23 protein-coding genes are annotated in these 21,920 nt (G+C 66.1%); 12 read left to right on the top strand and 11 right to left on the bottom strand.

What is annotated here, in order from left to right; all coding sequences use genetic code 11:
- Nucleotides 1-81: 81 nt before the first annotated feature.
- Genes lnt through ACYU98_RS07295 form a run of 3 tightly spaced genes read left to right on the top strand, consistent with a single transcriptional unit; the run spans nucleotide 82 to nucleotide 2,913 of the window.
- Nucleotides 82-1,632 (top strand): apolipoprotein N-acyltransferase, encoded by a 1,551-nt coding sequence (lnt, locus tag ACYU98_RS07305; protein ID WP_460467546.1) that lies wholly within the window; start codon nucleotides 82-84, stop codon nucleotides 1,630-1,632.
- Nucleotides 1,619-2,395: a polyprenol monophosphomannose synthase gene (locus tag ACYU98_RS07300; protein ID WP_460467545.1), complete on the top strand. Its 777-nt coding sequence runs from the start codon at nucleotides 1,619-1,621 to the stop codon at nucleotides 2,393-2,395. The genes lnt and ACYU98_RS07300 overlap by 14 nt, the downstream gene beginning before the upstream one ends.
- Nucleotides 2,395-2,913: an FxsA family protein gene (locus ACYU98_RS07295; RefSeq protein ID WP_460467544.1), complete on the top strand. Its 519-nt coding sequence runs from the start codon at nucleotides 2,395-2,397 to the stop codon at nucleotides 2,911-2,913. The genes ACYU98_RS07300 and ACYU98_RS07295 overlap by 1 nt, the downstream gene beginning before the upstream one ends.
- 107 nt (nucleotides 2,914-3,020) lie before the next feature.
- On the opposite strand, the gene ACYU98_RS07290 is transcribed toward ACYU98_RS07295, so the two are convergent.
- Nucleotides 3,021-3,380 (bottom strand): RNA polymerase-binding protein RbpA, encoded by a 360-nt coding sequence (locus ACYU98_RS07290; protein WP_460467543.1) that lies wholly within the window; start codon nucleotides 3,378-3,380, stop codon nucleotides 3,021-3,023.
- Between the two features lie 183 nt (nucleotides 3,381-3,563).
- The gene (locus ACYU98_RS07285) at nucleotides 3,564-4,940 is read right to left on the bottom strand and encodes an MFS transporter (protein WP_460467542.1); all 1,377 of its coding nucleotides are present in this window, start codon (nucleotides 4,938-4,940) and stop codon (nucleotides 3,564-3,566) included.
- A gap of 111 nt (nucleotides 4,941-5,051) precedes the next feature.
- On the opposite strand from ACYU98_RS07285, the gene ACYU98_RS07280 reads away from it, so the two are divergent.
- Nucleotides 5,052-6,605: a serine/threonine-protein kinase gene (locus tag ACYU98_RS07280; RefSeq protein ID WP_460467541.1), complete on the top strand. Its 1,554-nt coding sequence runs from the start codon at nucleotides 5,052-5,054 to the stop codon at nucleotides 6,603-6,605.
- Nucleotides 6,606-6,623: 18 nt separating this feature from the next.
- On the opposite strand, the gene ilvD is transcribed toward ACYU98_RS07280, so the two are convergent.
- Entirely contained in the window at nucleotides 6,624-8,477 is a 1,854-nt protein-coding gene (gene ilvD, locus ACYU98_RS07275) for a dihydroxy-acid dehydratase (RefSeq protein ID WP_460467540.1), read from the bottom strand.
- A gap of 209 nt (nucleotides 8,478-8,686) precedes the next feature.
- On the opposite strand from ilvD, the gene ACYU98_RS07270 reads away from it, so the two are divergent.
- On the top strand, nucleotides 8,687-9,199 hold the full coding sequence (locus ACYU98_RS07270) for a DoxX family protein (protein WP_460467539.1): 513 nt from the start codon (nucleotides 8,687-8,689) through the stop codon (nucleotides 9,197-9,199).
- Between the two features lie 234 nt (nucleotides 9,200-9,433).
- On the opposite strand, the gene ACYU98_RS07265 is transcribed toward ACYU98_RS07270, so the two are convergent.
- The gene (locus tag ACYU98_RS07265) at nucleotides 9,434-9,964 is read right to left on the bottom strand and encodes an NUDIX hydrolase family protein (RefSeq protein ID WP_460467538.1); all 531 of its coding nucleotides are present in this window, start codon (nucleotides 9,962-9,964) and stop codon (nucleotides 9,434-9,436) included.
- A 192-nt stretch (nucleotides 9,965-10,156) separates the two neighbouring features.
- Between ACYU98_RS07265 and ACYU98_RS07260 the strand changes: the two genes are divergently transcribed.
- From ACYU98_RS07260 to ACYU98_RS07240, 5 genes are all read left to right on the top strand, one after another.
- Nucleotides 10,157-11,380 carry an inorganic phosphate transporter gene (locus tag ACYU98_RS07260; RefSeq protein WP_460467537.1) on the top strand — a complete coding sequence of 408 codons (1,224 nt, stop codon included), beginning with the start codon at nucleotides 10,157-10,159 and terminating at the stop codon, nucleotides 11,378-11,380.
- Nucleotides 11,377-11,649: a hypothetical protein gene (locus tag ACYU98_RS07255; protein WP_460467536.1), complete on the top strand. Its 273-nt coding sequence runs from the start codon at nucleotides 11,377-11,379 to the stop codon at nucleotides 11,647-11,649. Before ACYU98_RS07260 ends, ACYU98_RS07255 begins: the two co-directional genes overlap by 4 nt.
- Complete coding sequence (locus tag ACYU98_RS07250; RefSeq protein WP_460467535.1) at nucleotides 11,649-12,254, top strand: DUF3349 domain-containing protein; 606 nt, start codon at nucleotides 11,649-11,651, stop codon at nucleotides 12,252-12,254. Before ACYU98_RS07255 ends, ACYU98_RS07250 begins: the two co-directional genes overlap by 1 nt.
- Before the next feature lie 94 nt (nucleotides 12,255-12,348).
- On the top strand, nucleotides 12,349-14,703 hold the full coding sequence (locus ACYU98_RS07245; protein ID WP_460467534.1) for an ATP-binding cassette domain-containing protein: 2,355 nt from the start codon (nucleotides 12,349-12,351) through the stop codon (nucleotides 14,701-14,703).
- A gap of 94 nt (nucleotides 14,704-14,797) precedes the next feature.
- On the top strand, nucleotides 14,798-15,145 hold the full coding sequence (locus tag ACYU98_RS07240) for a DUF488 domain-containing protein (protein ID WP_460467533.1): 348 nt from the start codon (nucleotides 14,798-14,800) through the stop codon (nucleotides 15,143-15,145).
- A 34-nt stretch (nucleotides 15,146-15,179) separates the two neighbouring features.
- On the opposite strand, the gene ACYU98_RS07235 is transcribed toward ACYU98_RS07240, so the two are convergent.
- The 3 genes from ACYU98_RS07235 to ACYU98_RS07225 all read right to left on the bottom strand — a co-directional run bounded on the left by ACYU98_RS07235 (nucleotide 15,180) and on the right by ACYU98_RS07225 (nucleotide 17,703).
- Nucleotides 15,180-15,461 (bottom strand): mycothiol transferase, encoded by a 282-nt coding sequence (locus ACYU98_RS07235; RefSeq protein ID WP_460467532.1) that lies wholly within the window; start codon nucleotides 15,459-15,461, stop codon nucleotides 15,180-15,182.
- An 18-nt stretch (nucleotides 15,462-15,479) separates the two neighbouring features.
- Nucleotides 15,480-16,805 carry an ISL3-like element ISPfr2 family transposase gene (locus ACYU98_RS07230; RefSeq protein ID WP_460467531.1) on the bottom strand — a complete coding sequence of 442 codons (1,326 nt, stop codon included), beginning with the start codon at nucleotides 16,803-16,805 and terminating at the stop codon, nucleotides 15,480-15,482.
- 586 nt (nucleotides 16,806-17,391) lie between these two features.
- On the bottom strand, nucleotides 17,392-17,703 hold the full coding sequence (locus tag ACYU98_RS07225) for a putative quinol monooxygenase (protein ID WP_003941073.1): 312 nt from the start codon (nucleotides 17,701-17,703) through the stop codon (nucleotides 17,392-17,394).
- Between the two features lie 108 nt (nucleotides 17,704-17,811).
- On the opposite strand from ACYU98_RS07225, the gene ACYU98_RS07220 reads away from it, so the two are divergent.
- Entirely contained in the window at nucleotides 17,812-18,753 is a 942-nt protein-coding gene (locus ACYU98_RS07220) for a GlxA family transcriptional regulator (protein WP_460467530.1), read from the top strand.
- A gap of 368 nt (nucleotides 18,754-19,121) precedes the next feature.
- Here ACYU98_RS07220 and ACYU98_RS07215 read toward each other — a convergent pair whose 3' ends face one another.
- Nucleotides 19,122-19,355: a DinB family protein gene (locus ACYU98_RS07215; protein ID WP_460467529.1), complete on the bottom strand. Its 234-nt coding sequence runs from the start codon at nucleotides 19,353-19,355 to the stop codon at nucleotides 19,122-19,124.
- A gap of 100 nt (nucleotides 19,356-19,455) precedes the next feature.
- On the opposite strand from ACYU98_RS07215, the gene ACYU98_RS07210 reads away from it, so the two are divergent.
- The gene (locus ACYU98_RS07210) at nucleotides 19,456-19,665 is read left to right on the top strand and encodes a hypothetical protein (RefSeq protein ID WP_460467528.1); all 210 of its coding nucleotides are present in this window, start codon (nucleotides 19,456-19,458) and stop codon (nucleotides 19,663-19,665) included.
- Between the two features lie 28 nt (nucleotides 19,666-19,693).
- Here the strand turns inward: ACYU98_RS07210 and ACYU98_RS07205 are convergent, their stop codons facing one another.
- The 3 genes from ACYU98_RS07205 to ACYU98_RS07195 all read right to left on the bottom strand — a co-directional run bounded on the left by ACYU98_RS07205 (nucleotide 19,694) and on the right by ACYU98_RS07195 (nucleotide 21,852).
- The gene (locus ACYU98_RS07205; RefSeq protein ID WP_460467527.1) at nucleotides 19,694-20,200 is read right to left on the bottom strand and encodes a hypothetical protein; all 507 of its coding nucleotides are present in this window, start codon (nucleotides 20,198-20,200) and stop codon (nucleotides 19,694-19,696) included.
- A gap of 134 nt (nucleotides 20,201-20,334) precedes the next feature.
- Nucleotides 20,335-21,069: a class F sortase gene (locus ACYU98_RS07200; protein WP_460467526.1), complete on the bottom strand. Its 735-nt coding sequence runs from the start codon at nucleotides 21,067-21,069 to the stop codon at nucleotides 20,335-20,337.
- A 6-nt stretch (nucleotides 21,070-21,075) separates the two neighbouring features.
- Nucleotides 21,076-21,852 (bottom strand): hypothetical protein, encoded by a 777-nt coding sequence (locus ACYU98_RS07195; protein ID WP_460467525.1) that lies wholly within the window; start codon nucleotides 21,850-21,852, stop codon nucleotides 21,076-21,078.
- Nucleotides 21,853-21,920: the final 68 nt, after the last annotated feature.

Raw genomic sequence — 21,920 nt, 5'->3', positions numbered from 1 at the left:
ATCTCCGGACACCTTCGAGATCAAATTCCCGCTGGACCGGGCGACTCCGGTCCGCGCCGCTGCGCCGCATACGATCAGTCGGTGATCCGCAAGTTACCGCTCGCCGTGGCCGGCGGCCTCAGCCTCTGGCTAGCGTTCCCCGGCGTCGCGCTGTGGTTCATGGCCCCGATCGGTATCGCCCTCATCAGCGCCGCGACCGTTGGCGTCCGCGCCCGCACTGGTTTCCTGCTCGGGCTGGTCGGTGGCCTTGCGTTCTTCCTTCCGGTGCTGCACTGGACCGGCATCTATGTCGGCGCCTTGCCCTGGATCGCCCTGTCGATCACCGAATCGCTCTACCTGGCGTTCATGGGCGCCGCGATCGCCTGGGTGCAACGCGACGGTCGGATCCACCCGCTGTGGGTGGCGTGCCTGTGGGTGTTGCAAGAAACGGTGCGTTCGAATGTTCCGTTCGGCGGTTTCCCCTGGGCGCGCCTGGCGTGGTCCACCGCCGGTTCGCCACTGATGCATCTCGCTTCGATCGCGGGGGCGCCCGGGCTGACCTTCGTGGTGGCGTTGCTGGGCGCCTGGCTGACGTGCGCGGTGATGACCGCCATCCGTGCCGCGCGCACCGCGCGGCTGCGGGTCGTACGCCCGCTGTTGGCCACCGCGGCCGTCGTCGCTCTCGCCTCGATCTACCCGGTGCCGACCGGCGGCAAGAAGCTCGATGTGGTCGGCATTCAGGGAAACGTGCCGACCGCTGGTCTGGAGTTCAACGCCCAGCGACGGGCGGTGCTCGATAACCACGTGGCGGCTACCAACACCGCAACTGCGTTGATCCGGCAAGGGCGCATCGCCCAACCCGACCTGGTCGTCTGGCCGGAGAACTCCTCCGACATCGATCCCACGCGCAATGCCGATGCCGCCACCGAGATCGCCCGCGCCGTCGCCGCGATCAATGCACCAACGATCGTCGGAGCAGTGCTCGAGGAGCCCGCGCCCGACGTCTCGAACGCCTCGCTGCTCTACCTGCCGGGCAAGGGTTTGGTCGACCGTTACGTGAAACAGCATCCGGTGCCGTTCGCCGAATACATGCCGTACCGGTCGTTCTTTCGGTTCTTCTCCGACAAGGTCGACCTGATCACCACCAACTTCACCCACGGCAAGAAGGTCGGGGTGTTCTCGGTCACGACCCGGCTCGGAACAATCAAAGTCGGCCCGGTGATCTGCTTCGAGATCGCTTACGACGGCATCACCCGGGCCCCCGTCACCCGTGGCGCTGGCTTGCTGATCGTTCAGACGAACAATGCGACCTTCGGCTACACCGCCGAGTCCGAGCAGCAGCTGGCGATTTCCCGCGTACGAGCGGTCGAACATGGCCGGTCCGTGGTGCACGTCTCGACCGTCGGAGTCAGCGCGCTGATCACGCCCGACGGTGCGCTTCACAACAAATCCTCATTGTTCACTCGTAAAGTGCTCGCCGGAGAACTTCCGGTCCGTCAGTCGTTGACCATCGCGGACCGGGTCGGGGCGTGGCCTGAGTACCTCGTCGACGCGTTAGCGATCGTTGCATTGGTGCTCAGCGGCCGCCACCGCACCCGTACGAACCCCGCGACACCGTCGCCTGCACCGAAGGAAACTGATGCCCGAGTCTGAGGCCGCCCTGACCTCCCGGGGACCGATCGAGCGTGTGCTCGTGTTGTTGCCCACCTACAACGAGGTCGAGAACCTCCCGCTCATCATGCGCCGGATTCGCGCCAGCGTGCCTGAAGCCGATGTGTTGGTGCTCGACGACAACTCGCCCGATGGCACCGGCCAGCTGGCCGACTCCATGGCGGCTGCCGACGACCACGTCCAGGTACTGCACCGCGCCGGCAAGGAAGGTCTGGGCAAGGCCTACGTCGCCGGTTTCCAGTGGGGGCTGGAACGCGACTACGACGCCTTGATCGAGATCGATGCCGACGGGTCCCACCCGCCGGAGGTCCTGCCCCAGATGATCGCCGCCGCTGCCGACGCGGACCTGGTGATCGGCTCGCGCTGGGTGCCCGGTGGCGACATCGTCAACTGGCCACGCTCGCGGCAAGTGATCAGCCGTGGCGGCAATCTTTATATCCGCCTTGCGCTCGGCATGCCGGTCAAGGACGCCACCGCCGGTTATCGGGTATACCGCGCTGACACCTTGCGAACTATCGGGCTCGACGACGTCGACAGCCAGGGCTACTGCTTCCAGGTCGACCTCACCTGGCGCGTTGTCCGCCACGGGCTGCGCATCGTGGAGGTGCCCATCACCTTCGTCGAGCGTGAGATCGGGGCCTCGAAGATGAGCCAGGGGATCGTCCAAGAGGCGATGCTCAACGTGACCCGCTGGGGCGCTGCCCACCGCGCCAGACAGGTGGCAAGCCTGGTGCGGAGAAACTGATGGCTCTTCGCGTACGCGGGAAGTTCGCCTGGCTGCTGTTCGTGCTGCTGCTGGTTGTTCCGATCGTGGAAATCACCGTGTTGATCATGGTGGGACGCGCGATCGGTGGCTGGCAGACCTTCGGCCTGCTGCTGGTGTGGTCGCTCATCGGCGCCTGGATCGTCAAACGCGAGTGGCGCACCGCGTGGCGCGGGTTGCGTGAGTCGCTTCAGACCGGCGGAATGCCGGCTCGGGAACTCAGCGACGCCGCGCTGGTGCTGATCGGTGGGACTCTCCTGCTCGCACCCGGCTTCGTCACCGACGTCTTTGGTTTGTTGCTGGTGCTGCCGTTCACCCGGCCGCTGTTCCGCGGGTTGCTGCAGGCGGTCATCGCCCGCCGAATCCTTGCGCCCGGATTCACCGGCGCTGCGTTCGGCCCTGCGTTCGGCCCGACCGTGTCGGGCGCTCGCGGGGCGCAGTCGCCGCGCAGCCAACGCAGTGATGACGTCATCGAAGGCGAGATCCTCGACGAGGACTGATCCGGGCGTACGAAAAGGGCGGGCGACCGAAGTCACCCGCCCTTTTGCTATCGGTTCGAGGTCGAGACGCGCTGCTAGTCGCGCGGCTCAATCAACGGGGGAGTTGTTCAGGCGCTGCGCTTGCCGCGCGGCTTGACTCCCCGGGACTGACGCAGCAGGGCCAGACGCTCCTCGAGCAGTTCTTCCAGTTCCGGGATGGAACGGCGCTCAAGCAGCATGTCCCAGTGGGTGCGCTGGTGCTTGACCGGCTTGCGCTCCGGCTCCGGACCGTCGACCAGCAGGGCCTCGGCGCCGCAGCGGCACTCCCACAGCGACGGCACATCGGCCTCAACCGAGAACGGGAGCTCGATGGTGTGCCCGTTCGGGCATTTGTACGTGGTCATCCGACGCTCGCTGAAGGCGACACCGTCGTCGCTCTCGTGGGACATCGTGCTGAGGTTGGTTCCTCGCAGTGAACGTTCCGCCATGGTGTTTTCCCCTAATCGCTCGTCGGTCCGCTGCTACTCTCGCCGCGCGGCGTACTCGTGGGTTCAACGCAGCAGAGTCGCTGGTTGTTCCACAGCCGCCACAACGACTACAGGGCCACCAAACGGCGGCCCGTGGACCTGTCATGAAGACGCCGCAGCGCCCCGGAAGGTTGGGTCGGGCGGTCAGACGATCCGCGGAACCTGGTTGCCCACGTCGGTAATCCCTCGCCGCACGTCGACTCTGCGCAACAGCACGCCACCGACCACGAAGAACGTGATCAGGGCGATAATCGACAAACGATAGTTGTGGAAGAGCTGGAACACCAAACCGAACACCAGGGTGCCGAGCCAACTCGTCCCGCGTTCCATCGCTTGATAGAAGGAGTAAAACTCCGACTCACGCCCGTGGGGCACCAGGTGGCTGTAGAGCGAGCGGCTCAGCGACTGGCTGCCGCCCATCACCAGCCCGATGCCTACCGCGAGGACCATCCAGATCCCAAACGCGCGCTGCGGGATGAAGAAGGCCACCGCGACCACGCCCGTCCACAACACCAGCGCGTAGAGGATCAACGTCTTCGCCCCGCGGCGGCGAGCGAGCCGCCCGAACAACAGCGCACCCCCGAAGGCGACGAATTGCACCCACAAGATCGTCAGGAACAGCTGGGTGTCGCTGAACTTCAACTCGAGCTTGCCGTAGAGGCTCGCCGCAGAGATGACGGTCTGGATGCCGTCGTTGAAGAACAGGTAGGCGATCAAGAAGCGCATCGTCTGGGGATAACCACGCATCTCCACGAACGTCGTACGCAGCTGGGCGACGCTGCTGACCGCGGCCGCGCGGTCCTTGGCTGACGCCGGGGGCACGTCCTTGAGGCCGGTCACCGTGATCAGCGCGTAGCCGATCCACCAGACACCGGCCGCCACAAAGATGATGCGGGCCGCCGTGCTGGTCGAGACCCCGACCTTTTCGTGCAGGCTGAGGAAGATCAACGAGAGCAATAGCATCAGGCCACCGCCGAGGTAGCCGTAGGACCATCCTTTGGTGCTGACCGCATCGCGATCGTCGGGTGGAGTGATCCGAATCATCAGCGCGGAATAGACGATCAATGCGCATCCGAGCGACATATTGGCGATGATCGCCAGGACCACCGCGAGCTGCCAGTTGTCACCCGAAGCAAGACAAAGAGCCGCCGCGGCCAGCGCCCCGACCGTGGTGAAGACCGCCAGCAGTCGGGTCGGTCGCGCTGACCGATCAGCGAGCGGCCCGACGAATATCAAGACCAGCGCCGAGATGATCGTCGAGGCGGTCAGGGCGTACGCCGCCAGCGAGCCGGGCGCTATCGGGATACCGAGGACGTGCAGGTCGACCTCGCAGGTGAGATCGGTCGCCTGCTGCGGGCACGCCGCCTTGTTGGCCAGCGCCGTGACGTAAGGCCCGAAGAGCACCGTCATCGTCGCGGTCACGAACGCCGAGCAGGCCCAGTCGTACCAGTACCATTTGCGCTGCCAAGCCCGCTGTTGGGGGCTCGAAGTCAGCACGGACGGTGCCTCGGTGATCTCCACGGGTGAACTGTGACACAGCAGCGCCCCGGCCACCGGTAGATCGCCCCGCATGGTTGGCTGGACCGCGAACGATGCGGCGCTTATGCCGGGAGGCGGGGGAGAGGGGGACCGATGGAGACGCAACAGGGCCGTGCCGGCACTCGTTTCGGTCCGTACGAACTTCGCGCCCTCATCGGTCGCGGCGGCATGGGCGAGGTCTACCGCGCCTACGACACCCGCAAAGATCGTGAAGTCGCGCTAAAGCTGCTGCCCTCGGATCTGGCCGGCGACGCGCAGTATCGCGCCCGGTTCCAGCGCGAGGCCCAGATGGCCGCCCGGCTGCAGGAACCCCATGTCATCCCGATCCACGACTACGGCGAGCTTGGTGGGGTGCTGTTCATCGACATGCGCCTGGTCGACGGCAAGGACCTGCGCGGCATCCTGCGGCGCGGTTCGCTGATGCGCCCCGACGCGGTTGTCCACATCATCGGGCAGATCGCTGACGCGCTCGACGCCGCGCACCGTGACGGGCTGGTCCACCGCGACGTCAAGCCTGAGAATGTCCTGCTGTTGCCATCCGGGTTCGTCTACTTGGCCGACTTCGGTATTGCGGCCCGCCTCGACGAAGACCGCATCACCTCCACCGGTGAGGCGCTCGGCTCGTTTTCCTACATGGCGCCCGAGCGGTTCAGCGACCAGCCGTCCGGACCCGCCGTCGACATTTATTCGCTCGGTTGCCTGACGTACGAACTGCTCGCAGCCCGGCCGCCGTTCCGGCGCACCTCGGTCTCCGCGCTCATCCAGGCGCATTTGAGCGAGCAGCCCGAGCCGGTCAGCCACTTCCGATCCGATGTGCCCGCTGGTCTCGACGACGTGATCGCTCGCGCCTTGGCCAAAGACCCCGGGCAGCGGCAGCCGACCGCTGGCGCGTTCGCGCACGAAGCCCGCCAGGCCCTGCACCTGAGCACTGGTCGGGCCCAGGATCCGGCGCAGACCGCGTCGGCGCCCACGGCCCGTTCGGCCTCGCAGACCTCGGCCGCGGCCTTCGTCGATCGGCGCGAGCCCGAGCGTTCGCGACAACGACCGCTGCTGATGGGCATGATCTCGGCCGTCATCGTCGCGGCGATCGGCATCGGCGGCTACCTCGTCGCCAGCCAGGTGTTCGGCAGCGACGACCCCGCCACGAACTCCTCACCGATCGGTGGCCCGAGCGATTCCAACCCTGGATCCACCACCGGGTCAATCCAGGGATCGATCACCACGGACCCCAGCAACTCGATCTCCACCTCGTCCTCACCGGTGACCGGTCGGGGCAGTTGGCCGGCCATTCTGGGAGACAGCAGCGCCGGCTATGACTGGCAGGGTTGGACCGCCTACAGCGCCGTACGATGCCACTCTGACGACCGCGCCTTGGCGGTGGCGACGACCGGCAAGTCCTTCATCACGATCTGCCAGGCCCATTCCGGCAGCACCTATTACCTGGGTATCCGACCGGCCCAGGTCGTGATGCCGAACTCCATCGAGCTACCCAATGCGCGCCGTTCAGGTTCCGGTTGGACGGTGACCAACGAGAAGGAATCGGTCGACTACGACATCAGTCCCAGCGGTCTGTCGGTCACCGATCGGGCTCACGGAAAGAACGCGAACGAGGCGGTCACCCGCTACGTCGGCCTTTCGGGTCAGTGAGCCGGGAACCTGCCGCGATCAGCGACGCAACAGATTGACGTCGCGTACGGCGCCGGTCGACGCCGAGGTCGCCAGGGCGGCATAGGCACGCAGGGCCGCGGTGACCGGACGGTCCCGGTCGATCGGCTGCCAGGGGTGCTCCGAGGCCTCCATCTTGGCGCGCCGCGCTGCGAGGGTCTCGTCGTCGACATTGACCTGCAGGGTGCGGGTGCGGACGTCGATCAGGATTTCGTCGCCGTCCTCCACCAGACCGATCAGTCCGCCTTGGGCTGCCTCGGGGGAGACGTGTCCAACCGAGATACCCGATGAGCCACCGGAGAAGCGACCGTCGGTGACCAGCGCACATTTCTTGCCCATGCCGGTGCCCTTCAGGAAGGCCGTCGGGTGGAGCATTTCCTGCATGCCGGGGCCGCCGGAGGGGCCCTCGTAGCGCACCACGATGACGTCGCCTTCGGTGATCCGCTTGGACAGGATCGCGTCGACCGCATCTTCCTGGCTCTCCACCACCAGGGCCGGGCCGCGGAAGGTCCAAAGGTCCTCGTCGATGCCGGCGGTCTTGATCACCGCGCCGTCTTCGGCGAGGTTTCCGTGGAGCACGGCAAGCCCGCCATCGGCGGTATAGGCGTGGTCGATCGAGCGGATGCAGCCGTTCTCGGCGTCGGTGTCGAGGCTGCTCCACTTGTTGTCGGTGGAGAAGGCCTTCGTGGTGCGCACCCCACCCGGCGCAGCATGGAACAGGTCCATCGCGGTCTGGGAGGCCTCACCGGAGCGGATGTCCCACTCGGCCAGCCACTGCTCGAGGCTGGGGGAGTGCACGGCGTGCACGTCGCGGTTCAGCAGACCCGCGCGGTTGAGCTCACCGAGGATGGCCGGGATTCCACCAGCGCGGTGGACGTCTTCCATGTGGTAGTCGGAGTTCGGTGCCACCTTCGCCAGGCAGGCAACGCGACGGCTGATGTCGTCGATGTCGGCCAGGCCGAATCCGACCTCGCCCTCCTGCGCCGCGGCCAGGACGTGGAGCACAGTGTTGGTGGAACCACCCATCGCGACGTCCAGCGCCATTGCGTTCTCGAACGCCGCGTGGGTGGCGATCGACCGGGGCAGCGCCGAGGCGTCGTCCTGCTCGTACCAACGCTTCGCCAAGTCAACGATGGTGCGGCCGGCCTGCTCGAAGAGCGCGCGCCGGGCGGAGTGGGTGGCCAGCGTCGAACCGTTTCCGGGCAACGACAGGCCGAGGGCCTCGGTCAAACAGTTCATCGAGTTCGCGGTGAACATGCCCGAGCAAGAACCGCAGGTCGGGCAGGCCGCGGCTTCGACCGCGGCAAGGCCGGTGTCATCGACCTCGGGGGAAGCGGAGGCTGAGATCGCGGTGATCAGGTCGGTCGGCGCGTGGGCGACACCGTCGACCACCACAGCCTTGCCGGCCTCCATCGGACCGCCGGAGACGAAGATCGTCGGGATGTTGAGTCGCATCGCGGCGTTCAGCATTCCGGGAGTGATCTTGTCGCAGTTGGAGATGCAGACCAGCGCGTCAGCGGCGTGGCCGTTGACCATGTATTCGACGGCGTCGGCGATGACTTCTCGGGAGGGCAGCGAATAAAGCATGCCGCCATGGCCCATGGCGATGCCGTCGTCAACGGCAATGGTGTGGAACTCGCGGGCGATACCACCGGCGGCCTTCACCTGCTCGGCGACGATGTCGCCCATGTCCTTCAGGTGCACATGCCCTGGGACGAACTGGGTGTAGGAGTTCGCGATCGCAATGATCGGTTTGCCGAAGTCTCCGTCACCAACGCCAGTCGCCCGCCAGAGGGCGCGAGCCCCCGCAGCGTTGCGTCCGTGGGTAGTCACTCGGGAGCGCAGTTCAGGCATCGCGGTCTCCTGCCGGGTCGGGGACGAGGTCAGTTGCCATCTTCCCACCGGGCCACCAGCCCCGGTCGGGTGGTCCATATTGCGGCTAGGCGGCCCACCATCCGGACGGGTGATTTTGGGACGGGATTCGGGGGGCCGGCACCGCAGGCGAGGACTGCTCGCTACCGTGGAGGAAGTTCAGATATTCCGTCGGACAAGGAGATCCACACATGCTCGTACGTCGCCTCGCCCGCCCACTGCTCGCCTCGATGTTCGTGGTCGGAGGTGTCAATCAGCTGCGGAACAGCAAGAAGATGGCGCCGGCCGCACAGCCATTGGTCGACGCTCTCGCCGGACCGCTGAAGTTGCCGACTCGCGACGCGAACCTCGTGGTCAAGGCTTCGGGCGCCACGATGACCGCGGCCGGGGTTGCACTGTCCCTGGGCCGGTTCCCGCGGGTGTCCTCGCTCACCTTGGCTGCCCTCATGCTGCCGACGACCTACACCGGTCACCCGTTCTGGCAGGAGTCCGACCCAGCGGCCAAGCAGCAGCAGATGATCCACTTCTTCAAGAACGTCTCGCTCATCGGCGGTCTGCTGATCGCGTCGGCCGACACCGAAGGCAAGCCGGGCTTGTCATTCCGCGCCGGTATGGCCAAGAACGCCGCCTCCCGAGCCGCCCACACCGGCGTGCTCGAGGCACGACTGGCCGCCGCGAACGCGCAGAACAAGCTGCCTGTCTGACGCTCGGGCGAAGGTTTCACCACAGCGGCGAGGGCCGCGACAGACATGGTCACCAGACCTGTCGGTCGCGGCCCTCGGTGCTGCGCGGTGCTGATCGGTGCTGCGCGGTGCTGCGCGGTGCTGATCGGTGCTGATCGGTGCTGCGCGGTGCTGCGCGGTGCTGATCGGTGCTGCTCGGAGCTGCTCGGAGCTGCTCGGAGCTGCTCAGTGCTACTTGGCGAGACGGCGCCGGGATCAGACCGAGAAGCCGAGATGGGCCAGCGCCTGTCGCAACAAGACGCCGTGGCCACCCTCCATCTCCTCGGTGGCGGCCAGGTCAATGGCTTCCTGCGGAGTCAGCCACGCAAGATCGAGGGAGTCCGCGCTCGGGGTGCAGTCGCCCATCACCACGATCACATGCGCCAGCGACACGGCGTGTTGACGCGGGTCGTGGAACGGAGTGACCCCCGGGGTGGGGAAGTATTCGGCGATCGAGAAAGGTTGCGGTGCCAGCGGCACCTGGGGGAGCGCCATCGGACCGAGGTCCTTTTCGATGTGGCGCAGGATGGCATCGCGAATTCGCTCGTGATAGAGCACCCGCCCCGAGACCAACTCGCGTCGGATCCTGCCTTCAGTGGTCCCACGCAACAACAGGCCGACCTGCGTGACGACGGAACGTTCGTCAACGCGTACGGGGATCAGGTCGACGTAAAGGATCGGGAGTCGCTCGCGCGCGTCACGCAGTTCGTCGCGTGAGAGCCAGGCGCCGGTGGTGTCGGTGTCCATATCCGCATCCTCTCAGCGTCGGCGTGGCGCCCGCTCAGCGGTCGTCGAGTCGAACCAAACGCGCGAACGCGTCGTTGACCCAGGTGAACAATGGGTGAATTCCGACAGTGTTTTGCATCCGTGCAGGTCAGCGCCTTGAGGTCGGCATCCGCTGGTTGGACGTAGCCCCCTGATGACCGTCATTCTGGCTACATGTCTGCCGACGTGATCATTTTGATCCTCGTTGTCGTCACCGCCCTCGGTTTCGACTTCACCAACGGCTTCCACGACACCGGTAACGCCATGGCAACCTCCATCGCCACCGGCGCGCTCAAGCCGAAGGTCGCGGTGGCACTGTCCGCCATCTTGAATCTGGTTGGAGCGTTCCTCTCGGTAGAGGTAGCCGCAACGATCACCAAGGACGTCCTGAAGATCCAAACCAAGGACGGCGCTCTGGTCAGCGGGCTCGATCCGAAACAGGCGATGGTGCTCATCTTTGCCGGCCTGATCGGCGGCATCCTCTGGAACCTGTTGACGTGGCTCTTCGGCCTTCCGTCCAGTTCCTCCCACGCGCTGTTCGGCGGACTGATCGGCGCCGGCCTCGCCGCCATCGGAACAGACGGCGTCAACTGGGACGGCATCAGCAAGAAGGTGCTGATCCCGGCCGTGATGTCGCCCTTCATCGCTGGCCTCATCGCCGCCATCGGCACCGCGTTGGTCTACTTCCTGAGCAAGGGTGCTTCCGACCGCAAGCGCTCCGAAGGTTTCCGTTGGGGCCAGGTCGGCACCGCTTCGCTCGTGTCGCTGGCTCACGGCACCGGCGACGCTCAGAAGACGATGGGTGTGATCGCCCTGGCACTGATCGCGCATGGCTCGCTGACCACCACCAGCATCGAAAACAACGGTTTGCCGGTGTGGATCATCTTCAGTTGCGCCAGCGCGATCGCGCTGGGCACCTACCTCGGTGGATGGCGCATCATCCGTACGCTCGGCAAGGGCTTGGTCGAAATCGAGTCGCCGCAGGGCATGGCCGCCGAGGCTTCGTCGGCCGCGATCATCCTCACCTCGAGCCACTTCGGGATGGCCCTGTCGACCACCCACGTGGCGACCGGCTCGATCCTTGGTTCCGGTGTTGGCAAGCCTGGCGCGCAGGTGCGCTGGGGCGTCGCCGGGCGGATGGCCATCGGCTGGCTGCTCACTCTTCCCGCAGCGGGAGTGGTCGGCGCAATCTGTTACTACATCGCGAACGGCATCGGCGGCCTTCCCGGCGCGCTGGTCATCTTCGCGATTCTCGTCGGGCTCTCCGGATTCATGTACGTCCGGGCCCAGGCGCAGAAGGTCGACGCCGATAACGTCAACCACGAATGGAATGAAGACAGCAACAGCGTCGTCCCGCCGGTCGACGTCATGGACACCACTTCGGAGGTAGCCCGATGATTGCCGACGCACTCCAGTCCGCCTTCAAGGTCTTGATCGCCGGTCTGATCTTCGGCGCCGGACTGCCGGCGATCTTCGCGATCGGTGTCCGTTTCTGGAGCATCGGCAGCCCGGAGCCGACCGCAGGCGGCCAGACTGTTCGCAGCAATCCAGCGGCGCTCGCAGCCGCCGTGGTTGCCTTCGCGATCGTGGCCGTGGCCGTGGTGTTGGGCGTTCTGTGGATCACTCAGAAGAGCATCGATCATTACTTCGGGATCACGATCTTCTGATGGCCTCCCTCGAATCGATCCTCAACTGGTTGCGGGCCGGCTACCCAGAAGGGGTCACCCCGTCGCAGGTTCCGCCGCTGATGGCATTGCTGCGGCGAGCTCTCACTGAGGATGAAGTCGCGGAAGTGGTGGCGCGGCTGCGCGCCGAACACCCGAACGCCGTGGCCGATCGCCCCGCTATCCGCCACGCGATCGAGGAGGTGGCCAACACGGTGCCGACCCACGACGAGGTCACCGCGGTGGCGGCACGACTGGCCGACACGGGATGGCCCTTGGCCAGCGACCTGCTCGCAAACGGTGAGGAAGGCCGACTGCAGCGCATCCTCAACTGGTTGCGCGCGGGCTACCCCGCGGGCGTTCCAGCGACCGACTATGTTCCGCTGCTGGCGTTGTTGCGTCGTCAACTCAGTAATGAGGAAGCCGAGGCGATCGCTCTGAAGATGATCGCTGACGCACGATCCCGCGGCGCTGTGCCGGACGCTATCACCGCGCGCTCGGCGATCCTGCAAGCGACCGACGAACTGCCCACCGCCGAAGGCGTGCAACGTGTCGAGAAGCAGTTGCGGCTGCACGGCTGGCCGTTCGCCGAAAATGGGGTCCACTGACGCGGCTCCCGCGCGGCTGGGTGGGCTGCCGTTGTCGGCGCCGAATGGTTGGATCGGGAACGACGCCGAGCCGACCGATGAAAGAGGTGCCCTGGTGGCCGATCACACCGCCGACTCCCACGACCTGATCAGAGTCCAGGGCGCCCGGGAGAACAACCTGCGCGACATCAGCGTCGAGTTGCCTAAACGCCGACTGACTGTGTTCACCGGTGTCTCTGGGTCCGGAAAGAGTTCGTTGGTGTTCGCGACCATCGCCGCGGAGTCGCAGCGGATGATCAACGAGACCTACAGCGCGTTCGTACAAGGATTCATGCCGACCCTGGCGCGGCCTGACGTTGACGTTCTCGAGGGCCTGACCACCGCGATCATCGTCGATCAGGAACGGATGGGGTCAAACCCTCGCTCGACGGTCGGAACCGTCACCGACGCGAATGCGATGCTCCGCATCCTGTTCTCCCGGTTGGGCAAACCACACATCGGTGGGCCGTCGGCCTATGCGTTCAACGTCCCGTCGGTCACAGCGGGCGGGTCGATCACCGTTCAGCGCGGTGACAAGACGATGGCGCAGAAGGCGTCGTTTTCCCGTACGGGTGGAATGTGCCCTCGCTGCGAGGGCCGGGGCGCGGTCAGCGACTTCGACCTGACGGAGTTGTTCGACGAGGAGTTGTCGCTGCAGGACGGCGCGCTCAAAGTGCCTGGCTACTCGATGGACGGGTGGTACGGCCGGATCTTCCGCGGCAGCAGGCTCTTCCCGATGGACGCCCCGATCAAGACGTTCACCAAGCGGCAGTTGCACGACCTGCTCCACAAGGAGCCGACGAAGGTCAAGGCCGAGGGCATCAACGTCACCTTCGAAGGGCTGATCCCCAAGATCCAGAAGTCGATGCTTGCCAAGGATCCAGAGTCGATGCAGCCCCACATCCGCGCCTTCGTTGAGCGGGTCGTGACGTTTGCGATTTGTCCCGACTGTGACGGCACCCGCCTGGCTGAGGCGGCGCGCGGTTCGAAGATCGAAGGTCGCAGCATTGCCGATGCCTGCGCGATGCAGATCACCGATCTGGCGCAGTGGGTGCGCAGCATCGACGATCCGTCGGTCGCGCCACTGATCAAGAACTTGCGACTCCACCTCGACTCGTTCGTCGATATCGGCTTGGGCTACCTGAGCCTGGACCGGCCATCGGGAACCTTGAGCGGCGGTGAATCGCAGCGTACGAAGATGATTCGGCACCTCGGTTCCTCACTCACCGACGTCACCTACGTCTTCGACGAGCCGACCATTGGGCTCCACCCCCACGACATCCAGCGGATGAACGACCTGCTCCTGCAACTACGCGACAAGGGCAACACCGTCTTGGTCGTGGAACACAAACCAGAGACGATCGCGATCGCCGATCACGTCGTCGACCTCGGGCCGGCCGCCGGATCCGAGGGCGGACGGGTGATGTTCGAGGGGACAGTCGACGGTCTGCGCGCCAGCGACACCGTGACCGGACGGCATCTCGACGACAAAGCCCACCTCAAGGCGGCCACCCGTGAACCGTCCGGGGTCCTGGAGATTCGGCGGGCCGACACCCACAACCTGCGGGAGGTTGACGTCGACATCCCGCTCGGGGTGCTGGTCGTTGTCACCGGTGTCGCCGGGTCCGGAAAGAGCTCACTGATCAATGGATCAGTGTCGCCGTTGGATGATGTCGTGACCGTCGATCAGAGCGCGATCAAGGGTTCGCGGCGCAGCAACCCGGCGACCTACACCGGTTTACTGGAGCCCATCCGCAAAGCGTTCGCAAAGGCGAACGGGGTCAAGCCAGCCCTGTTCAGCGCCAACTCCGAGGGCGCGTGTCCGACCTGCAACGGGGCCGGCGTCATCTTCACCGACCTGGGCCCGATGGCCACGGCCTCGAGCATCTGCGAGGAGTGCGGCGGCAAACGCTTTGAGGCGAGCGTGCTCGACTACACCTTCGGCGGGAAGAACATCGCCGAGGTGCTTGACCTGCCCGTCGATCAGGCGCATGAACTCTTCGCCGATGGGAAGGCGAAGCTCCCGGCCGCCGCGAAGATTCTCGCGCGGTTGGTCGACGTCGGGCTCAGCTATGTACGACTCGGCCAACCGCTGACCACCCTGTCCGGCGGTGAGCGGCAGCGGCTGAAGCTGGCAGCGCGGATGGCAGACAAGGGTGCGGTCTACGTTCTCGACGAACCGACGACCGGGCTTCACCTCGCCGACGTCGAGAACCTGTTGGGCATGCTTGACCGGCTGGTTGACTCGGGGAAGTCGGTGATCGTCATCGAACACCACCAAGCGGTGATGGCTCACGCCGACTGGATCATCGACCTCGGTCCCGGCGCCGGCCAGGACGGCGGATCGATCGTCTTCGAAGGAACTCCCGCGGATCTCGTTGCCGGCCGATCGACTCTGACCGGCGAGCATCTCGCGGACTATGTCGGCTGACCAACAGCCAACGACGGGGCTTCCCGGTCCGAGCAACAGCAGCATGCGCCGAACGTGGGATGGTGGGTAGACCCGCAAGGATCGGAGGGCTGAGATGACCACGTGGCAGGTCAAGAACGTGCGCGACCAGCAGGAGCCGGGTGATGGCGAGCGGATTCTGGTCGACCGGTTGTGGCCCCGCGGAGTGTCCAAGGAAGCGGCGGCGCTCAACCACTGGGCCAAGGATGTTGCGCCCACCACCGTACTGCGACGGTGGTTTCACCAAGGACCGGGCGACTTCTGCGAGTTCACGGCGCGTTACCTGGCTGAGCTCAACCAGAATGCCGCGGCGGGGCAGCTCCGTGCTGACCATGACGGATCCGTCACGCTCCTGACCGCAACGGCCGACCGCGACCACAACCACGCCTTGGTGTTGCGCGCCTGGTTGGACGGTCAGGGCTGATCGGTAACTTGGTCGGCCGCTGATGAAAGCGGTGTCAGGGGAGCAGCCCTCGTACGTAAGCGGCTTGGCCGCAATGCTGCGCCGCGTCATCGAGAACTGACACCAGGCGTACGACCGCAGTCACCGGCGGGTCCCATGACTCGTCCACCACGGCTGCGAGTTGCTCCGGCGACATGCCACCGACCACGTCAAGGGTCGCCGCGTGGACTGCGGCGTGATAGTCGTCCAGGACCTGCGGGCCGTCGACGGTGAAACGTCCGACTTCCGCCGCGGACTGGCCGTAGCCATGGGCATCCGGGGCGTAGGGGAGGTTCATCCGCTGGGCGAATCCGGCTCATCCCAATCGGGGGTGTAGGAGTTGGGGTCTGAAGCCGCCGGTCTCGAGCAGGCTTCGGGCGATGTAGTTGGTCAGGTTGCGGAACCCGAGTGCGGAGCCGCGCAGGTGTTCGAGCCGTCCGTTGAGCGCCTCGGTCGGCCCGTTGCTGGTGCCGGGTCGTTCGAAGTAGGCGAGCACGTCAGCGGCTCGCTTCTTCAGGGTCCGGCCCAGGGTGGTGAGCTCGGTGAGCACCTTGGGGACGCCGGCGCTGAGGTCGGTGATCAGCTTCTCCATGAGCTCGCGGCCACGTTGCCGGTCCTCGTGGCGATAGGCGGCGATCATGCGCTGGTAGACACCCCAGGTCGCCTCGACCTCGACGTGAGCGTCATCAACGAACAGCGCGCGTAGCCTGTCGCTCTGCTTGTCGGTGAGCAGGTCCGCGCCGGTGTGCAGCGTGCGCCGCGACTTGTAGAGCGGGTCGTCCCTGAGCCCACGGTGCCCGTGGATCGCGAGTTGGACCCGGCGCCGGCACCTGTCGAGGGCGTCACCGGCCAGGCGCACGACGTGGAAGGGATCCATCACCGTGACCGCGTCCGGGATCTCCTCTGCAGCGGCGGTCTTGAACCCGGTGAAGCCGTCCATCGCGACCACCTCGACCGCGTCACGGAAGGCGTCGTCGCGGTCGGCGAGCCAGGTCTTGAACGCCGCCTTCGACCGGCCCTCGACCATGTCCAGCAGCCTTGCTGGGCCGGCGCCATCGCGGACCGGGGTGAGGTCGATGATCACGGTGACGTACTTGTCGCCACGCCTGGTGTGGCGCCAGACGTGCTCATCGACGCCAATGACCTTCACGCCCTCAAACCGCGTGGGGTCGTTGATCAGCAGCCGCTTGCCTTCAGCCAGGACCGCGTTGTTGGCGGTGTCCCACGCGACCCCGAGTCCCTCGGCGACACGGGCGACGGTGAGGTGTGCGACCACGATCCCTTCCAGCGCCCACCGCAGCCCGGTGCGCGAGAGCTTCGCGCGTGGCTCCGCCGCGGCCCTGGTGTCTTGGCGCCACACGTGTCCGCAGTCGGCACAGCGGTAGCGGCGCACTACAACTTCCAGCACGGTCGGTCGCCAGCCCAGCGGCTCGTGGGCCAACCGCCGGATCACGGTGTCACGAGCAGCGCCTTCGCTGCCGCACCGTCGGCACCACTGATCTGGTTCCACCACGCGGCACGCGAGGACCGCACGATCCGGTTCAAGTCGTTGTCCGGTCACGCTCAGACCGAGGCCGTCGAGTCGAGCGAAGGCGGTCAGGTCAGGGCGGCCGAAGCCGGCCGGCGGGGTAGCGTCGGACACGTCGAGGTCTTTCGGATGGATGGCGTAGGAACCTCCGTCGTCGGGAGACCTCGACGTCTATCTGCGGACCGACGCGCCCGGCCGACCTACACCGTCATCTGAGAAGACCCCTGAAACGTCTTCGACGACGACGGGACCGGCGAGGAGGAGGGCGCGGTGAGCTAAAGGAATGGAGCTTGCTCGGCTTCGACGCCGCCGCAAGCTCCGGTGAAACGGTCGGTACTGGTCGGTCGTCGTCGGTCACCACCGGATGGCGGCGTCCCCCACGCTCGGCGTTTGCGCAGGTCAGCGGCTCGTTCGCCCAGTGGGCGCATCAAGCGATAGACGCAAAGCCGACGTGATTAGGTCGTCGGTTCGATTCCGACAGGCGGTTCGGTTCTGGTGGTCGCGCGATGCGCTGGCCTCACGGCTCTGCCCGACACCGACGTCGCTCTCCTCTGCGACGGACCCCTCGCCGGCTGAGCGCTCGCGGCCGGCATCCTGTCCGTGTGCCGATAGGCCTCGCACCGCTCGGCAACGCAGCGTGGCGTTGCGTCGCGACCTGGCGACGGCTCGGCGGGGCGCGATCGTCTCGTGCGTTGGCGGACTACGGGAGCTTGGACGCGAGGACGTCGGCCGCCAGGATCTCGGGTGCTGCGCCGAGGAGGTGCTGGTTGGCCATCAGGGCTGCGACGATGGCGCCGTTGGCGTGGGCGTCACGAGCGGCCTCGTCGGGGAATGCATCGAAGATCCAGAAGGTGTCGGCGTGGGTCCTGACCGCGAACCAGACAATCGTTCCTACTTCTTCGTTGGCGAGCGCGACAGCGCCGGCGAGCAGATCGGCGAGCGCGTCGTGCTGTCCATCGGCCGCGACGATCTTGGCGACGAAGGCATACGGAAGTGATGCGGGTGTGGACATGAGGGGTTCTCCTAGGTGTCGAGGTTTCTTGGTGAAGCGAGTTCAGCGTATGACGAGCAAGGGCATGTGAGAAGTGGCGTATACGACAGTATTGCTATTGTTCGCGCCATGCGTATCGGACTGATCGCGATCGACGGCTGCTTCGGTTCGGCTGTCGCGTCGGTCATCGACATCGTGCGGGTGGCCGACGGAGCCCGCGGCGATGTCGACCCGCGGATCGACCCGATCGAACTCGCCATCCTCGGACCGAAACGGAGAGTGACCACGACGGCATCGATGACCCTGTCGGTGGACCACCCGCTGTCGGAGTCCGCAGAGTTCGACGTGGTCGTCGTCCCTGCGCTTGGAACCCTCACGGCCGCCGCTACCAACGACGCCCTCCAGAGCCGAGATGCTCGTTCGGTCATCGCCTCGCTCGGGCGCCTCGACGACGCGACCACCCGGATCGCCGCGGCGTGCACCGGCGTGTTCGCTGTCGCCGAGACCGGACGGATGCATCATCGGCGGGCGACGACCAGCTGGTTCCTGGGGCCGGAGTTCCTGAAGCGCTATCCGACCGTCGCCCTCGATCTCGACACCATGGTCGTGGTCGACGGGAGCCTCGTCACCGCCGGCGCCGCGTTCGCCCACATCGACCTCGCGCTCTCACTCGTGCGATCGATCAGCCCCGACCTGGCCCAACATGTCGCCAAGCTCCTCATCATCGACGAGCGTCCGTCGCAGGCGGCCTTCGTCGCCTACGAACATCTCCGGCACGAGGACCCGATCGTCGTCGAGTTCGAACGCTTCGTGCGCGCCCGCCTGGACGAACCGTTCAACGTCGCCTTCGTCGCGCAGTCGCTCGGCACCAGCCGGCGCACCCTCGAACGACGAGTCCGTGCGGCGCTCAACCTCACTCCGCTCGGCTTCGTCCAACGGCTTCGCATCGAACGAGCTCGGCACCTCTCAGCAACCACGGACCTTACCTCCGCCGAGATCGCGCTACGGGTCGGCTACGCGAACGCCGAGACTCTGCGCTCCCTCCTGCGTAGGGAGCGACGCCGTTCCTGACCTATCGCCATGCCTGTAGCCGGTGTCCTAGTGCTCGACTGGAACCACCTCTCAGCACGTCGCGTCGACGCTCCTGCGTCGCCCCTGGACGACCCACTCGACACGCCCGCAGCACAGGCCATGTGACGTGTCCCGGCTTCCCGGACGGTCGGGGTTGGGTGGCTGTGATGTCGCTGCGTTCTCGTCGAGGGGGTCAGCAGACTCGATCAGGGTCGATTGGGATGAGACGCGAAGGCGGTCAGGTCAGGGCGGCCGGCGGGGTAGCGTCGGTCACGTCGAGGTCTTTCGGATGGATGGCGTAGGAACCTCCATCGTCGGGAGACCTCGACGTCTATCTGCGGACCGACGCGCCCGGCCGACCTACACCCTCATCTGGGAAGAGCCGCGAATCCTTGGGCGTTCCAGACTTGTTGGCGATCCACGAGTGCGGCGGTCTGGGCGTCCTGCTGTCGGCTGAGATGCCAAATCAACCAGCCGATCGGGTTCGCTTTCGGCCCCGGGCGCCAGAGCAGTTGTTCGGCTCTGAGGCCCTCCAGAATGCGGTGGACGTTGTCCCGACTGCGCTGAAATCCGTCAATCAGAATGTCGTGTTCCAAGGCCATACCGCCACGCTACGCCGACCATCCCTGATCGATGCCCCGGACCGGGACCGCCACGACGGTCGAACTTGCTGCTCGGCATCTCGCAAGACAAGGACTCGACATGGAACCAACGCTGCGCGAAGTGGCCTACTCCAGCTGCCGCGCTCACCTCGACACCCTCGCCTCCCACGCGGACGTGAGCCCGCTGGCGCTGGTCATCGGCACGGTCGGCCTCGGCAGCTACACGATCGGTGGCGCCCTCGGCGGCCAGCGCGATGCGTTGCTGGGCGGGATGCGCGAGGACAAGAAGGACAAAGGCGGTAAGCAGTAGGTCCGTCCCAGCAGGATGCGGGACCCGCTCAGTGCTCCGACCAGCAGGCCAGGACCGTCGCCGAGATCGAATAGGCGAACGCTGAGCGGGTCATCGCCGCTTTGCCAATGGGCTCGCGCATCGCATGGGCGTCTGCGCGAAAGGCGAAGTTGTCCTTGGCGAATCCGACCAGCCCACCGTCGGTCTCGTACGACGGCAGCCCGAGGGATGCCAACCCGCGAATTTTCTTGGCCCCCGGCGCTTTTGCCCGTTGATCGTTGAAGGCGGTGCGGGCCGCCGCCGGCGAATCGAGCACCCGTACGGTCAAAACCAGCGGTCCGTTCGACAGCCGGTAGGTGCAGGTGAACAGTCCGTCACGCCAACTGCTGGAGCCGTGAGGTGCGGTCGGTAGCGCCAGCATCGTTTGCAAGCGGGCATCGATTTCCTCGCCGCAGACCATGGTGGCCTGCGCGGGTGGCGCGGTGTTGGACGACGTCGCCGATGACGGGGGAGTGGATGACGGGGAGGTGGGCGCCGCCGCCATCGAACTGGTCATCGAAGAACTCTTCGAGGAAGCCTGCGAAGCGCTCGAGCCCGCGCTGCTCCCTCCCTGCGCCGATCCGCAGCCGGCGAGAGATAGGGCAACAGCGGCCGCGGCGGCGAGCGATGCGAATCCCAATCGAACATCCATCAGGCGCCCTTCGATCGGCTCGAGGTGAGGTGGGCGAAGACGACGATGTTGTCCTCGTAGTGTCCGACCTTGGAGTTGAACGGTCCACCGCAGGTGATCAGCCGCAGACCGGCGCGGTCGGTGTGACCGTAGACCCGCAGAGTGGGGAACTCGGCTTTGTGAAATTCCTCGACGCTGTCGATCGAGAAGGTGCCGATCTTGCCGCTGGCGAGGGTCACGTCCACGGTTTGACCTGGGCGCAGTTGTCCTAGATGAAAGAACACAGACGGCCCTGACTTCGAATCGACGTGACCAACGATCACCGAAGGCCCGGGCTGGCCCGGAGTAGGCGATCCGTTGAACCAACCGGCCGGCATGCCCGGCTTAGAAGCGGGGATGTCGATAGCGCCGTCGGGCGCGAGGCCGTACTGAACCAAGGCCGAGGTCGCCAACCGAATGGACGGAATGCCGATCGCGGTCGGCAGGGAACGCGCGAGCGTCGGGCCAACTGTGGCCTGCGCCGGCGCGGTGCTGGCAGACGCCGATCCGCTCGATGCCGATCCGCTAGGTGGCGCCGATGGGTCGGCTGTCGGGCCAAGCGCAGCTGCCGACCGAGCGGCCCCAGACGAAGGCGATGGAGGGTGGGTCTGACCGCGGAGTCCGACGAACACGAAGACCAGACCGACCGCGGCCATGACGGCCACCGCCGCGGACAGGATGGCCCGTCCGCGGCGGTGGCCGTTGTCAGTGGGCATCGGTGATCAGGACTGCTTGGCGAAGCGCCGACGGACGGTCAACAGCGCGCCGGCTCCGACCAGGAGGCCGGCACCGCCGTACAGCATGCCGGTGTCCTGGCCGCCCGAGGTGCCGCCACCGCCGGTCTGGACACCACCCGAAGGCATCTTGCTCATCTGCGAGACGTTGACCTTGCCGCAGAGCGCCGGCGAGGTTGCTGCCAACGGCAGTGAGGGAACGAGGTCGCTCTTCTCTGTGCGCGCGGCGGCGGGGATCTTCGCCGGGTCGAGGCCGTGCACCACAATGACCGCGGTGCCCGACTGCAGGGCCTTCACGGTGTCGGCGCTGAGGGTGATCGTGCGCTTGTAGGTGTACGAACTGCCACTCGGCGCGATCGTCACGTCGGTGCCCGCGGCCGGCGTGGTGTCACCGGTCTTGGACAGCGTCGTCAGGATTCCGCCGTAGTGCGGAGCGCCTTCGGTGGTGCTGATGACCCCGTCACCGCTGGTGTCGGCGGAAGGGTCAGGACACATGCCCATCGCCCCACCGTGGATGTGCTGGACGTGCGGGTAGGGCGCGTTCATGAAGGTCGCGGCCAGGCCGGATACCTTCTCGGTCACGGTCGCCTGGTTTCCGTGCAAGCTCAACCAGAACGTGCCCGAGGCGCCGGATCCGTTGATCGCGTTCAGCGTGGCTTCGTACGTGGTCGGTTCGTGCGCCGACGCGGCCGGTGCGGTTGCGGAGAGGCTGATCGCAGCGAATGCTGCGGCAGCGGGGACCAACATCAAGGACTTCTTCATCATTGCTCAAACCCAATCTTCGACGCGATCGCGGAAGCTCCCCGATCGGTGACACCCTGCGGCCGCGTTAT

Source organism: Calidifontibacter terrae, assembly GCF_054778835.1.
The sequence above is the reverse complement of the archived record's forward strand: the minus strand, read 5'-3'. Positions and strand labels throughout refer to the sequence as shown.

Bases quoted from the DNA above. Each gene is read 5' to 3' on its own strand.
- ACYU98_RS07300 (WP_460467545.1), top strand. From the start codon at position 1,619: ATGCCCGAGTCTGAGGCCGCCCTGACCTCCCGGGGACCGATCGAGCGT.
- ACYU98_RS07295 (WP_460467544.1), top strand. From the start codon at position 2,395: ATGGCTCTTCGCGTACGCGGGAAGTTCGCCTGGCTGCTGTTCGTGCTG.
- ACYU98_RS07290 (WP_460467543.1), bottom strand. From the start codon at position 3,380: ATGGCGGAACGTTCACTGCGAGGAACCAACCTCAGCACGATGTCCCAC.
- ACYU98_RS07280 (WP_460467541.1), top strand. From the start codon at position 5,052: ATGGAGACGCAACAGGGCCGTGCCGGCACTCGTTTCGGTCCGTACGAA.
- ilvD (WP_460467540.1), bottom strand. From the start codon at position 8,477: ATGCCTGAACTGCGCTCCCGAGTGACTACCCACGGACGCAACGCTGCG.
- ACYU98_RS07270 (WP_460467539.1), top strand. From the start codon at position 8,687: ATGCTCGTACGTCGCCTCGCCCGCCCACTGCTCGCCTCGATGTTCGTG.
- ACYU98_RS07265 (WP_460467538.1), bottom strand. From the start codon at position 9,964: ATGGACACCGACACCACCGGCGCCTGGCTCTCACGCGACGAACTGCGT.
- ACYU98_RS07260 (WP_460467537.1), top strand. From the start codon at position 10,157: ATGTCTGCCGACGTGATCATTTTGATCCTCGTTGTCGTCACCGCCCTC.
- ACYU98_RS07255 (WP_460467536.1), top strand. From the start codon at position 11,377: ATGATTGCCGACGCACTCCAGTCCGCCTTCAAGGTCTTGATCGCCGGT.
- ACYU98_RS07250 (WP_460467535.1), top strand. From the start codon at position 11,649: ATGGCCTCCCTCGAATCGATCCTCAACTGGTTGCGGGCCGGCTACCCA.
- ACYU98_RS07240 (WP_460467533.1), top strand. From the start codon at position 14,798: ATGACCACGTGGCAGGTCAAGAACGTGCGCGACCAGCAGGAGCCGGGT.
- ACYU98_RS07235 (WP_460467532.1), bottom strand. From the start codon at position 15,461: ATGAACCTCCCCTACGCCCCGGATGCCCATGGCTACGGCCAGTCCGCG.
- ACYU98_RS07225 (WP_003941073.1), bottom strand. From the start codon at position 17,703: ATGTCCACACCCGCATCACTTCCGTATGCCTTCGTCGCCAAGATCGTC.
- ACYU98_RS07220 (WP_460467530.1), top strand. From the start codon at position 17,812: ATGCGTATCGGACTGATCGCGATCGACGGCTGCTTCGGTTCGGCTGTC.
- ACYU98_RS07215 (WP_460467529.1), bottom strand. From the start codon at position 19,355: ATGGCCTTGGAACACGACATTCTGATTGACGGATTTCAGCGCAGTCGG.
- ACYU98_RS07210 (WP_460467528.1), top strand. From the start codon at position 19,456: ATGGAACCAACGCTGCGCGAAGTGGCCTACTCCAGCTGCCGCGCTCAC.
- ACYU98_RS07205 (WP_460467527.1), bottom strand. From the start codon at position 20,200: ATGACCAGTTCGATGGCGGCGGCGCCCACCTCCCCGTCATCCACTCCC.
- ACYU98_RS07200 (WP_460467526.1), bottom strand. From the start codon at position 21,069: ATGCCCACTGACAACGGCCACCGCCGCGGACGGGCCATCCTGTCCGCG.
- ACYU98_RS07195 (WP_460467525.1), bottom strand. From the start codon at position 21,852: ATGATGAAGAAGTCCTTGATGTTGGTCCCCGCTGCCGCAGCATTCGCT.